This is a genomic window from Rhodococcoides sp. S146-33 (genome assembly GCF_059489205.1).
Genome location: NZ_JCAJWY010000002.1, coordinates 1,095,346 through 1,109,873 on the forward strand (window position 1 = coordinate 1,095,346; position 14,528 = coordinate 1,109,873).

12 protein-coding genes are annotated in these 14,528 nt (G+C 64.8%); 7 read left to right on the forward strand and 5 right to left on the reverse strand.

The window, feature by feature from the left end:
• Together AC5WEY_RS13685 and AC5WEY_RS13690 are read right to left on the reverse strand one after the other, a co-directional pair.
• Positions 1 to 1,011, reverse strand: coding sequence for a 1-phosphofructokinase family hexose kinase (locus tag AC5WEY_RS13685; protein ID WP_495646248.1), 1,011 nt, complete (start codon positions 1,009 to 1,011; stop codon positions 1 to 3).
• Complete coding sequence (locus tag AC5WEY_RS13690) at positions 1,008 to 1,775, reverse strand: DeoR/GlpR family DNA-binding transcription regulator (protein ID WP_057477719.1); 768 nt, start codon at positions 1,773 to 1,775, stop codon at positions 1,008 to 1,010. The genes AC5WEY_RS13685 and AC5WEY_RS13690 overlap by 4 nt, the downstream gene beginning before the upstream one ends.
• A gap of 171 nt (positions 1,776 to 1,946) precedes the next feature.
• Between AC5WEY_RS13690 and ptsP the strand changes: the two genes are divergently transcribed.
• The 3 genes from ptsP (at position 1,947) to AC5WEY_RS13705 (ending at position 6,265) form a co-directional block, all read left to right on the forward strand.
• The gene (ptsP, locus tag AC5WEY_RS13695; protein ID WP_495646249.1) at positions 1,947 to 3,677 is read left to right on the forward strand and encodes a phosphoenolpyruvate--protein phosphotransferase; all 1,731 of its coding nucleotides are present in this window, start codon (positions 1,947 to 1,949) and stop codon (positions 3,675 to 3,677) included.
• 20 nt (positions 3,678 to 3,697) lie between these two features.
• A complete protein-coding gene (locus tag AC5WEY_RS13700; protein ID WP_495646250.1) occupies positions 3,698 to 4,969 on the forward strand; it encodes a uracil-xanthine permease family protein in 1,272 nt (423 codons plus the stop codon).
• Positions 4,970 to 5,122: 153 nt separating this feature from the next.
• Positions 5,123 to 6,265: an acyl-CoA dehydrogenase family protein gene (locus tag AC5WEY_RS13705; protein WP_057477810.1), complete on the forward strand. Its 1,143-nt coding sequence runs from the start codon at positions 5,123 to 5,125 to the stop codon at positions 6,263 to 6,265.
• Positions 6,266 to 6,335: 70 nt separating this feature from the next.
• Here AC5WEY_RS13705 and lexA read toward each other — a convergent pair whose 3' ends face one another.
• The gene (lexA, locus tag AC5WEY_RS13710) at positions 6,336 to 7,013 is read right to left on the reverse strand and encodes a transcriptional repressor LexA (protein ID WP_032377716.1); all 678 of its coding nucleotides are present in this window, start codon (positions 7,011 to 7,013) and stop codon (positions 6,336 to 6,338) included.
• Positions 7,014 to 7,392: 379 nt separating this feature from the next.
• Here lexA and AC5WEY_RS13715 point away from each other — a divergent pair, with 379 nt between their 5' ends.
• Both AC5WEY_RS13715 and nrdR read left to right on the forward strand, forming a co-directional pair.
• Positions 7,393 to 7,788, forward strand: coding sequence for a hypothetical protein (locus AC5WEY_RS13715; RefSeq protein ID WP_495646251.1), 396 nt, complete (start codon positions 7,393 to 7,395; stop codon positions 7,786 to 7,788).
• A 101-nt stretch (positions 7,789 to 7,889) separates the two neighbouring features.
• Entirely contained in the window at positions 7,890 to 8,354 is a 465-nt protein-coding gene (gene nrdR / locus AC5WEY_RS13720) for a transcriptional regulator NrdR (RefSeq protein ID WP_008716872.1), read from the forward strand.
• 11 nt (positions 8,355 to 8,365) lie between these two features.
• On the opposite strand, the gene hrpA is transcribed toward nrdR, so the two are convergent.
• Positions 8,366 to 12,262 carry an ATP-dependent RNA helicase HrpA gene (hrpA, locus tag AC5WEY_RS13725; RefSeq protein WP_495646252.1) on the reverse strand — a complete coding sequence of 1,299 codons (3,897 nt, stop codon included), beginning with the start codon at positions 12,260 to 12,262 and terminating at the stop codon, positions 8,366 to 8,368.
• 70 nt (positions 12,263 to 12,332) lie between these two features.
• On the opposite strand from hrpA, the gene AC5WEY_RS13730 reads away from it, so the two are divergent.
• Complete coding sequence (locus AC5WEY_RS13730) at positions 12,333 to 13,007, forward strand: Pr6Pr family membrane protein (RefSeq protein ID WP_495646253.1); 675 nt, start codon at positions 12,333 to 12,335, stop codon at positions 13,005 to 13,007.
• A 3-nt stretch (positions 13,008 to 13,010) separates the two neighbouring features.
• Positions 13,011 to 14,270 carry an aminotransferase family protein gene (locus tag AC5WEY_RS13735; RefSeq protein ID WP_495646254.1) on the forward strand — a complete coding sequence of 420 codons (1,260 nt, stop codon included), beginning with the start codon at positions 13,011 to 13,013 and terminating at the stop codon, positions 14,268 to 14,270.
• Here AC5WEY_RS13735 and AC5WEY_RS13740 read toward each other — a convergent pair.
• Positions 14,254 to 14,484 (reverse strand): hypothetical protein, encoded by a 231-nt coding sequence (locus tag AC5WEY_RS13740; protein ID WP_057477725.1) that lies wholly within the window; start codon positions 14,482 to 14,484, stop codon positions 14,254 to 14,256. The genes AC5WEY_RS13735 and AC5WEY_RS13740 overlap by 17 nt on opposite strands.
• Between the last annotated feature and the right edge of the window lie 44 nt (positions 14,485 to 14,528).

Genomic DNA, 14,528 nt, shown 5'->3' on the forward strand with positions numbered 1-14,528 from the left:
CTAGATACGGTTCGAAGAAGGGGAGAGCGTGGACGGGGTGACGGACGTGGAGATGTCGAGCGCGCGAACCGTCACCGATGTCGGGTGGGTCTGCTCGGGCAAGGGAAGCGTGGTGCCTGGAAGTGCGGTGGCGGCCGTTCCGTAGGCGACGGCGCGGCGAAGTTTGTCTGCGTCGGAGCAGTTTTCGGCATCGGCGAGGATGTAGCCGGCGAGCGAGGAATCACCTGCACCGACCGTACTGACCGCGGTGATCGGGGGCGGGCTGGCGTACCAGGCACCGACGGGGGTCACCAAAACGGCTCCGGCGCTGCCGAGCGTGGCCAGCACTGCGCCGACTCCTCGGCCGAGAAGGATCGAGCTGGCGGCGATTGCCGCAGTGGGGTCACCCTGTGCTGCAGCACTTTCCAGCTCCTCGGAATCGTACCCGGTCAGTTGGGCCAGCTCCTCGGAATTGGGTTTGATGAGGTCCGGCGCCGACGCCGGAAACGCTGCTGCGAGAGCAAGCAGGGGTTCGTCGGACGTGTCGACGGCGACCTTCGCAGAGGTGGCCCGCAGTGCAACCACGAGCTCGGCGTACCAGTCGACGGGCAGTCCGGGCGGGAGGGAACCCGACAGTACGACCCATTCGGCGTTCGTTGCGAGCGAGAGGATCCGCTCACGCAGCTCGGCACGGGTCTGCTCCGACACCGTGGCGCCCGGCTCGTTGATCTTGGTGGTGGTACCACCGATTTCGCTGACCGTGATGTTGGTTCGGGCGGGCCCCGACGTCGGAACCGCAGAGAACTGCACTCCTTTCGCGTCCATCGCGTCGAGCAGTGGGTCGCCGACGTTTGCCGGGAGAACCGCCAACGCCTCGACTCCGGAGCCGCCGAGGACACGAGCGACGTTGACGCCCTTACCGCCCGGGTCGGTGGCCGACGTCGATGCCCGGTGCACGCCACCGCGGACGAGCGGTGCGTCGAGTGTGACCGTGCGGTCCATACTCGGGTTGGCCGTGAGAGTGACCATCATGCGATCACCACCTCGATTCCTTTGTCGCTGAGATTTTTACGGTCGATGTGCGTGATGTCGCTGTCGGTGACGATGACGTCGATGGACTCCACTCGGGCGAAACTCACCAGGTGCTCGCGGCCGATTTTCGACGAATCTGCCAGTACGACAACATGATTTGCGGCGTCGACCATCGCGCGCTTGACTGCGGCCTCGTCACTGTCCGGGGTGGACAGTCCGTGCCCGACGCTGATGGCGTTGGTGCCGATGAACGCGACGTCCACCCGCAGCCATTCGAGGGCTCGCAAGGCTTCGTCGCCGACGGCCGCCTGAGTGGTTCCGCGTACGCGTCCGCCGAGCAGACGAAGATTGATGCTCGGCATGGTTGCGGCCCGAGCGGCAATCGGCACCGAGTTTGTCACGAGCGTCAGCTCGCGATCGTGGGGTAGTAGCCCCGCCAGCCGGCCCGTGGTGGTGCCGGCGTCGAACACGGCGCTGCCGCCCACCGGCGGCAGGAAGGACAATGCCGCGGCTGCGATTGCGTCCTTCTGGTCTGCCCGAGTGAATTCGCGCTCGGAGACTCCGGGCTCGAGTGTGGTCAGTGTGGACGCGGGTACTGCTCCACCGTGGACGCGGCGCACGACTCCCATGCGGTCGAGAGTGGCGAGGTCGCGTCGCACGGTTTCGGTGGTGACGCCGTACGTGGCAGAAAGATCGTTGACGGAGACGCGGCCGTGCGTACTGATCAGTTCGGCAATCGCGTGCTGTCGTTCTTCGGCGTACACCTGCGTCTCCTTCCCGGTTGATGTTGCTTTATGTTGTTTTACGCCCGTGTGTGTTGACATGTCAAGGCTTTGGAGTAATCTCGGTCACAACACAGGTAAGCAATTGAGTTCGCCACAGCTCGCCGAACAGTACGAAGACCTTTTGTTCACGCAGGATTCGAGGAGGACCACATGACGGGATCGGTTAGCACCGCGTCGACCGGACACGCAGACACGACAGTCGATGCTGCCGGAACCGGAGCAGCGGAGACGACACTGCGCGGGACGCCCGTGGTGCCCGGTGTCGGATACGGTCCCGTCATTCGCCCCGGTGCCCGTCCGTCCATTCCGGCCGACACCGGCGAGGTGGCCGAGGCCGATCGGGAGTCCGAGAAGGCCGTGTTCGATGCCGCAGCGAATGCCGTCGCCGCTCGACTGCGCGGTCGTGCGGAGCTCGCGACGGGAGCGGCGTCGGAGGTTCTGTCGGCAAATGCTGCAATGGCGACCGATCGCGGATGGCTCGGTGCCGCTCGCTCCTCGATCGCCAAGGGCAGTTCTGCCGTCACTGCGACGGCCGCGGCCACGGAGAAGTTCGCCGCCATGTTCACTCAGCTCGGCGGTCTGATGGCCGAGCGAGTGACCGACCTACGCGACATCCGCGACCGCGTGATCGCCGAAATTCTCGGTGTTCCGGAGCCCGGTGTTCCCGTGCCGGCCGAGCCGTCGATCCTGTTCGCCGACGACCTGGCTCCGGCCGACACCGCGGGCCTCGACCCCACCCTGATCGTCGGACTTGCGACCTCACTCGGGGGTCCGACCAGCCACACCGCGATCATCGCCCGCCAGCTCGGTATCCCGTGCATCGTCGCCGTGGCAGGCCTCGATGACGTCGCCGCAGGCACGAACGCATCTGTCGACGGAACCAGCGGCCGCATCGACCTCGAACCCGACGCCGACGCGGCCCGCTCTGCGGTGGTCTCCGCCCGCGACGAACTCGACAGAGTGTCGCAGTGGGTCGGCCCCGGCAGGACTGCCGACGGGCACGCGGTCGACATCCTCGCCAATGTGCAGGACGGTGCGGGTGCCCGTGCGGCGCGATCGAGTGCGGCGGACGGTGTCGGTCTGTTCCGCACCGAACTGTGCTTCCTGGATCGCGATTCCGAACCCACTGTCGACGAGCAGGCCGAGATCTACGCCCAGGTGCTCGACGCCTTCGAGGGCAAGAAGGTCGTCGTGCGCACCCTCGACGCCGGCTCGGACAAACCGCTGAGGTTCGCCACTCATCCCGACGAGGCCAACCCGGCACTGGGCATTCGTGGCATTCGCATCGCCGAGGCCGATCGCGGCATTCTGTATCGCCAGCTCGACGGGATCGCTGCGGCAGCGAAGGCAACCGACTCCTCCCCGTGGGTGATGGCCCCGATGATCGCGACCGCGCAGGAAGCGAAGGACTTCGCCGCCGACGTTCGTGAGCGTGGGCTGACGCCCGGCGTGATGATCGAGGTGCCCGCTGCGGCACTGCTCGCCGAACACATCCTCGAGCACGTGGACTTTCTGTCCATCGGCACCAACGACCTGGCTCAGTACACGATGGCCGCAGACCGCATGTCTGCTCAGCTCGCCGGTCTGACCGATCCGTGGCAGCCCGCGGTATTGGCCCTGGTCGCGCACACTGCCGCCGCCGGTGCCAAGGCCGGTAAGCCGGTCGGAGTCTGCGGCGAGGCCGCGGCCGATCCGCTGCTGGCCTGCGTGCTGGTCGGACTCGGCATCACCTCTCTGTCTGCTGCGTCGGCGGCCGTCGCGCACGTGGGTTCCAAGCTGGCCACGGTGACGCTCGATCAGTGCAAGGCCGCAGCTGCGGCTGCCTTGAAGACCGACAGCACTGCCGCCGCCCGAGAGGCAGTGAGCGCGATCCTCGGCTGACGCAATAGTCTTTTCCCATCATGAGAAATCTGGGTTGGACGCTGCACGGAAACGGAAGAACCGTCGAGGCCGGGGCGGTGGTGGCACCGGACGAGCGGCTGTCGTGGCCGCGCACCATCGGTATCGGGATGCAGCACGTCGTCGCCATGTTCGGTGCAACGCTGCTCGTTCCGACGATCACCGGCTTCCCGGTCTCCACGACGCTGTTGTTCTCGGGCATCGGAACGGTGCTGTTTCTCGTCATCACCAGAGGCCGCGTGCCCAGCTACCTGGGGTCGTCCTTCGCATTCCTGGCTCCACTCGGTGCCACCCAGGCCAACGGCCCGGCCGCGCAACTCGGCGCCGTGCTGTGTGTCGGTGTCGTGCTTGCGGCCATCGGCTTCGTGGTCAAGTTCGCCGGTCGGCGAGTTCTGGACGCCGCGATGCCGCCGGTGGTGACCGGCGCAGTGGTCGTGTTGATCGGACTCAATCTGGCCCCGGCCGCAACGACGTCGTTCGAGGCGCAGCCCTTGATCGCTGCCGTGACGCTGGTTGCCATTCTGCTGGCCACAGCCGTGGGACCCGGACTGCTGGGCCGGCTCGGGATTCTGCTCGGCGTCGTGGTCGGCTGGGTCTTCGCGGCCGTCACCGGGGGAATTTCGCAACTACGCCTGGATGCCTTGAGCGCCGCGAGCTGGATCGGCTTGCCCGAGTTTCGTGGACCGTCGTTCGAGCTGTCGGTGATCCTGGTGGCGTTGCCCGTAGTCATCGTCCTCGTGGCCGAGAACGTCGGACACGTCAAAGCAGTCGCGGCGATGACCGGCAAGAACCTCGACGACGTCGCCGGTGACGCGCTGATTGCCGACGGGTTGGCGACCACCCTGGCCGGTGCTGCCGGCGGCTCGGGTACCACCACGTACGCGGAGAACATCGGGGTCATGGCCGCCACCCGCGTCTACTCCACGGCCGCGTACTGGGTCGCGGCCTTCACCGCGATAGTGCTCGCGTTCTCGCCCAAGTTCGGTGCCCTCATCTTCACCGTTCCCGACGGGGTCATCGGCGGGGCAACACTGGTTCTGTACGGACTCATCGGGCTGCTGGGCGTTCGCATCTGGACCGACGCCAAGGTGGACTTCGCCGATCCGGTCAACCTGATCGTCGTTGCCGCGGCACTGGTCGCGGGTATCGGCGACCTCACGCTGTCGGTCGGTTCGGTCGAACTCGGCGGAATCGCGTGGGGTTCGCTCGGCATTCTGGTCGGTTATCCGATCGTTTCGGCGCTCGCGAAAAGTACCGCGTCTCGGCGGACGTAGCGGGGGCGGTCACGGATCGCGCACGTTTTGGTCATCGACCCCCGGTGCACCGCGAAAGTAGTCTTGAACGGTGACGTCAGTCGCACCGACGACCGCGCTGTGACACCCCTTTCTCGCGGTCGACGACGGTGCGCACCGAACAAGGAGATCTGCGTGGAACGCACACTTTTCGAGCCCGAGCACGAACTGTTCCGGGAGTCGTACCGGAAGTTTCTCGAACAGCACGTAGCCCCCAATCACGCGAAGTGGGAAGAGCAGAACATCGTCGACCGCGGCGTCTGGGTCGAGGCCGGCAAGCAGGGCTTCCTCGGAACGGCCGCACCGGAGGAGTTCGGTGGCGGTGGCGTCAAGGACTTCCGCTACAACGCAATCGTCACCGAGGAAACCACCCGCGGCGGCTACAGCGGCATCGGCTTCACCCTGCACAACGACGTCGTCGCGCCGTACTTCATCGAGTTGGCGAACGACGAACAGAAGCAGCGCTGGCTCCCCGGATTCTGCTCGGGTGAGCTGATCACCGCGATTGCCATGACCGAGCCGGGCACCGGAAGCGACCTGCAGGGCATCAAGACCAAGGCCGTTCGCGACGGCGACGACTGGGTACTGAACGGATCGAAAACGTTCATTACTAACGGAATCAACGCCGATCTGATCATCGTCGTGGCGTGCACCGACCCCGAGAAGGGTGCCCAGGGCTTCAGCCTGCTGGTCGTGGAGCGCGACATGCCAGGTTTCGAGCGCGGCCGCAATCTCGACAAGATCGGGATGAAGGCCCAGGACACCGCCGAACTCAGCTTCACGGACGTTCGCGTGCCCGCAGCCAATCTGCTCGGTGAAGAAGGCATGGGCTTCATCTACCTCATGCAGAATCTTCCGCAGGAACGGCTCTCGATCGCTGTTGTCGCCGCCGCGGCCATGGAATCGGCCCTGGACATGACCATCCAGTACTGCCGAGATCGCAAGGCCTTCGGTAAGTCGATCGGCAAGTTCCAGAACACCCGCTTCGTGTTGGCGGAGTTGGCCACCGAAACCACCGCCACCCGCATCATGGTCGACAAGTTCATCGAACTGCTCAACGATGGCAAGTTGACCGTGCAGGAAGCCGCCATGGCGAAATGGTGGACCACCGAGAACCAGGTCAAGCTGATCGACCGGTGCCTGCAGTTGCACGGCGGCTACGGCTACATGAAGGAATATCCGATCGCCAAGGCCTACATGGATTCTCGGGTGCAGACCATCTACGGTGGCACGACCGAAATCATGAAAGAGATCATCGGCCGCGGATTGAATCTATGATCCGCTGATCCGAAAAGCACGAGGGCCGCAGCACACTGTGCTGCGGCCCTTCGCGTTTCGGTGCTGTTCTCTACAGCTTGCGCATCACGGTGACGACCTTGCCGAGGATGGCAGCGTTGTTTCCCGGAATCGGCTCGAACAGCGGGTTGTGCGGCAGCAGCCACACCTCGCCCTTCGACCGCTTGAACGTCTTGACGGTCGCTTCACCGTCGATCATCGCCGCCACGATGTCTCCGTTGTCTGCCACGGATTGCTGACGAACCACCACCCAGTCGCCGTCACAGATGGCTGCATCGATCATCGACTCGCCCACGACCTTGAGCAGGAACAGCGAACCCTGACCGACCAGCTCGCGGGGGAGCGGAAACACGTCCTCGACGGCTTCCTCGGCCAGGATCGGTCCACCGGCGGCAATTCGTCCCAGAACCGGCACGAACGTCGGCGTCGGCAAGCGATCCTGTTCCTCGGACGATCCGTCGACCGCGGCAGCAGCCTGATCGGCCTGTACCTCGTCGAGTCCGCGGACGTCGACCGCGCGAGGGCGGTTGGCGTCGCGCCGCAGGAATCCTTTTCGCTCCAGAGTGCGCAACTGATGGGCAACGGACGACGTCGACGTCAGGCCGACGGCATCACCGATCTCACGAATGCTGGGCGGGTAGCCGCGCTCGGTCACCGAAGCTCGGATGACCTCGAGCACCTTTCGCTGTCGCTCCGTCAGGCCGGCGCTGATGTCGGTGCCGACTTCCATGGCCTTGGGCGTCGGTTCCGCGGCAGGCTTCCCTGCGGCGGCCTTCGTAGGCACGGACGTGGTCGCCTTGGAACCGGTCGTCTTGGAACCCGTGGTCGACCTCGTCGAGGTCTGGTCCTTCATGCTGTCGGCCTCCTGCTGGTGTCCTGGATCCGGTCTGCGTGGTTCGGTCTGCGCGGACTGGAGTTGATGGTGTCGACTCGTGTGGCGTGTGGTTTCTGACACGAATCTAGCGTGTATCAGCTGTTGAATCAAACATCTGTTCGACTCGTGTCGCGTTTTCTGCAGACTTTGTCGGAGGCTCGTGATAGAACTTCGAACAAGCGTCCATCGAACGCCTGATCGAACAATCGATCCAACGAGCGAAGACGAGGTTCCGATGACCATCATCACCGATCGCCCCACCACCGCAGGTGTCCGTAGCCGGTCCACTGTCGTCGAACGTCGTCGCCGTGCTCGTCCTGCGTTGCGGAGCTCCATCGCGATGCGCGGTGCGTACACGACTCCGTGCCTGCCGGTTCTGGAGTCGTCCTGGACCGATGTCACCGACCGCGAGGCAGCCGATCGCGACTTCGACGAGACCTCGGCGCACTTCGCCGGTCAGCCGGTCCGGCTGCGATCGCTGGTGCTGTGGGTGCTCGCAGCCGTCGTCGTTGCCGGTGGCCTGATCGGCATCGCGAACCTACGAGCCGATGCGCCCGGCGCTGGGGTGCAGCCCGCAGGCGTCGTCGAGGTTCACGACGGTGCCGTGGTCGAGTACGCGCCCGGCAGATGACCACCGGCCCCATCGCACACGCCGATGACTGAGTATCCTCGACTGATTGCTCCGACACGCATGTTCGATGTCGGCGCATCGGCTACGACGGAGGCTCCTTCATGCATTGCCCGTTCTGCAGGCATCCCGACTCACGCGTGGTCGATTCGCGTGAGATGGACGAGGGGCAGGCAATTCGGCGTCGTCGCTCCTGCCCGGAATGCGGTCGGCGATTCACCACCGTCGAGGCCGCCGTGCTCGCAGTCGTGAAGCGGAGCGGAGTGACCGAACCGTTCAGCCGTGAAAAAGTCGTCAAAGGAGTGCGCAGGGCCTGCCAGGGCAGAGATGTCGACAACGACGCGCTGAATCTCTTGGCTCAGCAGGTGGAAGACGCCATTCGTGCCGCCGGCTCCGCCGAAATTCCCAGTAACGAGGTGGGGTTGGCCATTCTCGGTCCGCTACGCGACCTCGACGAGGTCGCGTATCTGCGATTTGCGTCCGTGTATCGCTCGTTCAGTTCGGCCGAGGATTTCGAGAAAGAAATCCACGAACTGCGCAAGCACCGCGAATCTGCGGACATCGACTGACGGTTCGACCTTCAGCGGGCCTCATCCGCGATTGCCTTCTCGATGCGTTTCTCCGAGACCGGATACGCAGTCCGAATTCCTTGCGCGAACAGCCCTACCCGCAATTCTTCGATCATCCAGAACAGCTCCTGCACGCCAGCGCTGTTCTTTCGGCCCTCCGGAAGCGAATCCAGCAGCCGCCCATACGAGGCGTAGACGCGGTCGAGTACGTCCATCGCGGCCGCATCACGGCCTGCGCTGCTCGGAAGTGTGGCCAACCTCTTGGTCGCCGCAGCGAGGTATCGCGGCAGGTCTGCCAGCCTGCGTGAACCGAATTCGGTGACGAACCCGCGAAAGATCAAGCCGTCGAGCTGTTCCCGAACATCGTCGGCGGGCTCACCCGAGGACACCTGTAGCTGCGCCGACAGCGCGAGAGCTGCCGTCAGCACGGGACGCACCAGGGCCAGCACCGCGGCGGTGCGCTGTGGCACCTCGGCATTGACCGATGCGCGAAGTTTCTCGAAAGCCTCCGGATCTCGGACCGGTCCACCGTGTGCGTCCATTGCTTCCTCGACCGCAAGGACTCGACACTCCTCGAGGAGCGCATCGACTCCGCCGTACGGATTCTGGCCGAGCGCAAGACGTTCCGCGGTCGGCAGGCCGGCCAGCAGAGCTTTGGTTCCTTTCGGTGCCGTCGACAACAGTAGGGCCCGAGTTCCGGAGCGCATGGCTGCTCGCTGCTGGGCGGGCGTGCTCAGGACTCGAACCGCAACGCCGGGTCCTTCCGGCACCAACGCCGGGTAGCCGGTGACCTTCTGTCCGCCCACATCACGGGTGACGGTCGACTCGAGTCGGCCCAGAGTGCCCGAGGTCCACGCGAGAGTAGGCGCGCGCTCGGCGTCGCCGACCGCACTCGCGACCTGACGACCGACTTCGCCGGACAGGCTGGTGCGCAGAACCGTCAAATCCTTGTTGCTACCCAACACCTTTCCGGCCGGGTCGACGGCTGCGAACGTCATCTTCAGGTGGTCGGGCAGACCCGCGGCGTCGAAGTCCTTCGCGGTGATGTGGCACTGGGCAGCCCGCGACAGCTCGCGTGCCAGTGCCGTCACCAGAGTCTCCGCGCGAGGCTTCATGACCGCCAAGGCCGCGGCGGCGAAATCGGGGGCGGGAACAACGTTGCGGCGTAAAGCTTTCGGCAGCGATTTGATCAAGGCCGTCACCAACTCCGCGCGCATTCCCGGAACCAGCCAGTCGAATCCGACCGGTTGTACCTGTGCGAGAAGAGCGATGGGAATTCGTGCGGTGACTCCGTCGGCGGCCGTACCCGGCTCGAACTGGTAGGTCAGCGGAAACTGGATCTCACCCTGTCGCCACGCATCGGGATACGCACCGGTGAGCACCGAGGCCGCGTCGGAGTTGACGACTGTGTCCGTTGTGAAATCCAGCAGGGACGAGTCCTGTCGACGGGCCTTCTTCCACCACGTGTCGAAGTGTCTCGCGGACACTGCTTCCGGGGCGATACGGGCATCGTAGAAGTCGAACAGTGCGTCGTCGTCCACGACGATGTCTCGCCGCCGAGCACGATGCTCGAGTTCACCCACGTCGTCGAGCAGAGCCCTGTTCTTGTGGAAGAACGCGTGCTGTGTCTTCCATTCACCCTCTACCAGTGCATGTCTGATGAACAACTCTCGGGACGCCTCGGCGTCGATGCGGTGGTAGTTCACCGGTCGCTGCGTGACCAGAGGAATGCCGTACAGCGTCACCCGCTCGTAGGCCATCGCGGATTCGCGCTTGATGGACCAGTGTGGTTCCGAGTACGTCCGCTTGACCAGGTGCGGTGCGAGCCGCTCGGCCCATTCGGGTTCGATGCGAGCGGCCATCCGGCCCCACAGGCGACCGGTCTCCACCAGCTCGGCGGCCATGACCCAACGCGGGGGCTTCTTGAACAGCCCGGATCCGGGGAAGATAGCAAAGTGCGCTCCTCGTGCGCCCAGGAACTCGCGCTTGTCACCCTCCCGGAGTCCGACGTGGGAGAGCAGCCCCGACAGCAATGATTGATGGAGCGCAGTCTCGGTGGAATCTGCATCCGGCACCGTCCAGCCGAGCCCGCGAGTGATCTGGCGGAGCTGGCCGTGTAGATCCTGCCACTCGCGAATTCGCAGGTAGTGCAGAAATTCGGTGCGGCACATGCGTCGGAACTGGTTGGACGACAGCTCGTTCCGTTGTTCGCGCAGGTACGTCCATAGCTTGACGTACGCCAGGAAGTCGGAGTTCTCGACTGCGAAGCGGGCGTGTTTTTCGTCCGCCGCCTGCTGATGCTCGGCGGGTCGTTCCCGAACGTCCTGAATCGACAGGGCCGCCACCACCACCAACGCGTCTCGCAGCGAGCCGTTGCCGTTGGCCTCGACCAACATCCGGGCCATTCGTGGATCGACCGGCAGCGCCGAGAGTTCCCGGCCGATGGGGGTGAGTTCTGCGGTGCCGTCCTTGGTGGCCGGCTTCAGCGCCCCCAGTTCTTCGAGTAGGCCGATGCCGTCCCGAATGCTGCGAGGGTCAGGCGGCTCGACGAAGGGAAAGGCATCGATCTTGCCCAGCCCGAGTGCGGTCATCTGCAGGATCACCGATGCCAGGTTGGTACGCAGAATCTCCGGCTCGGTGAACTGCGGCCGCGACTCGAAGTCCTCCTCCGAATACAGCCGGATGCAGATGCCGTCGGCGACGCGACCACAACGCCCGGCCCGCTGCCGCGCCGATGCCTGAGAGATCGGCTCGATGGGCAGTCGTTGAACCTTGGTGCGCAACGAGTATCGCGAGATTCGGGCCGTACCCGGGTCCACCACGTAGCGGATGCCGGGGACCGTCAACGATGTCTCCGCAACGTTGGTCGAGAGCACCACGCGCCTGCCCGAGTGCGGAGAGAACACTCGATGCTGTTCCGCCGCAGAGAGTCTCGCGTACAATGGAACGATCTCGGTGTTGCGCAGATTGCGGTCGTTCAATGCGTCTGCCGTATCGCGGATCTCGCGTTCACCGGACAGGAAGACCAGAATGTCGCCATCGCCCTCGGCCATCAGTTCGTCGACAGCCTGGCAGGTGGCATCGACAGGATCGAGGTCGATCGTGGTGTCACCCGCGTCGACAGTCAGTGGCCGGTAGCGCATTTCGACCGGGAACGTGCGGCCGGACACCTCGATGATCGGCGCGGGCACGCCATCGCGGGCGAAGTGTTGGGCAAATCGTTCCGGATCGATCGTCGCCGAGGTGATGATGATCTTCAGATCGGGTCGCCGGGGGAGTAGCTGCGCGAGGTAACCCAGGATGAAGTCGATATTGAGGCTGCGCTCGTGGGCCTCGTCGATGATGAGGGTGTCGTACTGGCGAAGCAGCCTGTCTCGCTGGATCTCGGCCAGCAGAATGCCGTCGGTCATCAGCTTGACGAGGGTCGAATCCGACGACTGATCGGTGAATCTCACCTTGTAGCCGATGGATTCGCCCAATGGTTCACCGACTTCCTCGGCGATGCGCTCGGCCACCGTGCGAGCGGCGAGCCGGCGCGGTTGAGTGTGACCGATCGACCCACGAATTCCGCGACCGAGTGCAAGACAGATCTTCGGAATCTGAGTCGTCTTACCCGAGCCGGTTTCACCCGCGACGATCACGACCTGATGCTCGGCGATGGCGGCAGAGATGTCGTCCTTGCGGAGACTGACCGGAAGAGACTCGGGGAAATCGAGCGTGGGGACCGCGGCTCTACGATGGGCGACCACCGCTTCGGCGCGAGCGACATCGCGCTCGAGCGCGGCGAACGCGTCGTCGGTGCGGGCCTTGTCCAGTCGCCGCCGCAACCGGTTCTCGTCGCGGATGGTGACGTCTGCCAGACGTAGGGCGAGAGATTTTCGCTGACCGGACGGATTCGAGGTAGACATACTCACACCAGGATATCCGTATCGACGCAACCTTCGTGAATGCCGGCCGCGACTGTGCCAGGATCGCCGCATGAGCATCTCGCACGATGTGACCGCGGAGCCGCGCACGCCGGTACCGATCAGGACGCTGCGGGTGTTGTTCGCGGCCCTCACCGCCGCGGCGCTCGTCTCGATCATCGTGAACAAGCTCGGCTCTCCGACGTTCTCGTTGGTCAACTACTTCAGCTACTTCACCGTGATCAGCAACGTCCTGACGGTGCTCGTACTCGTCGTGGGCGGCGTGATCGATCCGCGGTCTTCGGGTTGGCAGCTCTGTCGCGGAGCAGTGACGCTGTACATGGTGATCACCGGCATCATCTACGCAGTCCTTCTCGCGAACATCGATGTCGGCGTCGCGGATCCGTGGACCAACAACGTGGTGCATCGCATCATGCCCGTGATCTTTCTGCTCGACTGGATACTCGCTCCACCGCGGCGGCAGATCTCCGAGTCGCGCAGTCTGACGTGGTTGCTGTTCCCGCTGATCTACGGGGTCTACACCTTGGTCCGTGGACCCGTCGTCGACTGGTACCCCTATCCGTTCCTCGATCCGCGCAGTCAGGGATACCTCGCGCTGGCCGTCGGGCTGGTCGTTCTCACCGTCGCCTTTGCGTTGATGGCCCTGGCGGTGAATGCCGTCGGGCGGCTCGCAGGACGGTGGAGGTACGGATCGGACTCGATCGAAGCGGACTCCACTACTGTGTAGCGCATGTCTTCCGACCTGGATCCAGCCGCCACCACACACTCCTCTGCGCTGTGGCACGGCTTCGCCGACATGGGCAACGTCACCGCCAACGGGCCGTTCGTCGTGTCGCGAGGCGAGGGCGCGTACATCTTCGACAACAAGGGAACGAAGTATCTCGACGCGACTGCCGGTCTGTGGTTCACCAACGTCGGGCACGGACGTCGGGAGATCGCCGACGCCGTCGCCACGCAGCTGAGCTCGATTGCCCACTACTCGAACTTCGGCGACTTCGTTCCAGAGACCACGCTGGCTCTGGCCGATCGCCTCGCTGCCATCGCACCGGTTCCCGGCAGCAAGATCTTCTTCACCTCGGGTGGATCGGACTCGATCGACACCGCCGCGAAGCTTGCACGCCGCTACTGGGTGGAAATGGGACAGCCGTCCAAGAAGCTGATCGTCGGTCGGCAGAAGGCGTACCACGGCATGCACGTTGCGGGCACCTCGCTGGCCGGCATCCCGGTCAACAAGGAGAACTACGGCGAGCTCATGGCCGACGCCAGGACGGTTTCGTGGGACGACGCGAAGTCACTGCTCGCGCTGATCGAGGAGGTCGGTGCCGAGAACGTGGCTGCGTTCTTCTGCGAGCCGGTGATCGGAGCAGGCGGAATCTACCTGCCGCCGGAGGGCTACCTGCGCGAGGTTCGGCAGATCTGCCGCGACAACGACGTCCTGTTCGTGGCCGACGAAGTGGTCACCGGGTTCGGACGCATCGGCGGTAGCTGGTTCGCGTCGACGAGTTTCGAGCTCGAACCCGATCTGATGACGACCGCCAAGGGGCTGACGTCGGGATACGTGCCCATGGGTGCGGTGTTCATTGCTCCGAAGATTGCCGAACCGTTCTTCGCAGGCGGAGTCTGGTGGCGTCACGGCTACACCTACGGCGGCCACGCAGGCGCGGCTGCCGCAGCGATGGCCAACCTCGACATCATCGAGCGAGAAGAACTGCTGACGCACTCCAAGCGCATCGAAGCCGCACTGCACACGCACCTCGCGCCGCTGGCCGAACACGAACGGGTCTCGGAGATCCGCAGCGGTATCGGCGCAGTTGCCGCAGTGCAACTCGCCGACCCGGGCGAGGCGCTGCCGTTCGTCAAGACTCTTCGTGCGCATGGGGTTTCGGGCCGAGCGGCCGGTCAGGGCGCGATGCAGATATCGCCCGCGTTCGTCATGACGGACGCCGAGATCGAAGAGATGGCCGCGCGAATCCTCAGCGCGCTCGGCTGAACCGGAGCCTGTCGCGCAGCTGCCGACCCCGCGAGGGCGGGGGAGCAGCTGCTGGCTCCGGTTCGCTCGACAGTGCCGCGAACCGCTGGTGTAGCTGATCGCGTACTTCGTCGGGGGCATAGGCACGCCGCTTACGCTCGGACCGCACCACCAGCGCCCCCGTAGCTGCGACGCCGGCCATCCCGGCGAGGCCGAGAGCTTTCCACACGTTCATTCGGCAACCGTACCGTCATGACGTGCGGTCTCCGGTGCGCCAAG

Bases quoted from the DNA above. Each gene is read 5' to 3' on its own strand.
- AC5WEY_RS13685 (WP_495646248.1), bottom strand. From the start codon at position 1,011: ATGATGGTCACTCTCACGGCCAACCCGAGTATGGACCGCACGGTCACA.
- ptsP (WP_495646249.1), top strand. From the start codon at position 1,947: ATGACGGGATCGGTTAGCACCGCGTCGACCGGACACGCAGACACGACA.
- AC5WEY_RS13700 (WP_495646250.1), top strand. From the start codon at position 3,698: ATGAGAAATCTGGGTTGGACGCTGCACGGAAACGGAAGAACCGTCGAG.
- lexA (WP_032377716.1), bottom strand. From the start codon at position 7,013: ATGGAAGTCGGCACCGACATCAGCGCCGGCCTGACGGAGCGACAGCGA.
- AC5WEY_RS13715 (WP_495646251.1), top strand. From the start codon at position 7,393: ATGACCATCATCACCGATCGCCCCACCACCGCAGGTGTCCGTAGCCGG.
- nrdR (WP_008716872.1), top strand. From the start codon at position 7,890: ATGCATTGCCCGTTCTGCAGGCATCCCGACTCACGCGTGGTCGATTCG.
- hrpA (WP_495646252.1), bottom strand. From the start codon at position 12,262: ATGTCTACCTCGAATCCGTCCGGTCAGCGAAAATCTCTCGCCCTACGT.
- AC5WEY_RS13730 (WP_495646253.1), top strand. From the start codon at position 12,333: ATGAGCATCTCGCACGATGTGACCGCGGAGCCGCGCACGCCGGTACCG.
- AC5WEY_RS13735 (WP_495646254.1), top strand. From the start codon at position 13,011: ATGTCTTCCGACCTGGATCCAGCCGCCACCACACACTCCTCTGCGCTG.
- AC5WEY_RS13740 (WP_057477725.1), bottom strand. From the start codon at position 14,484: ATGAACGTGTGGAAAGCTCTCGGCCTCGCCGGGATGGCCGGCGTCGCA.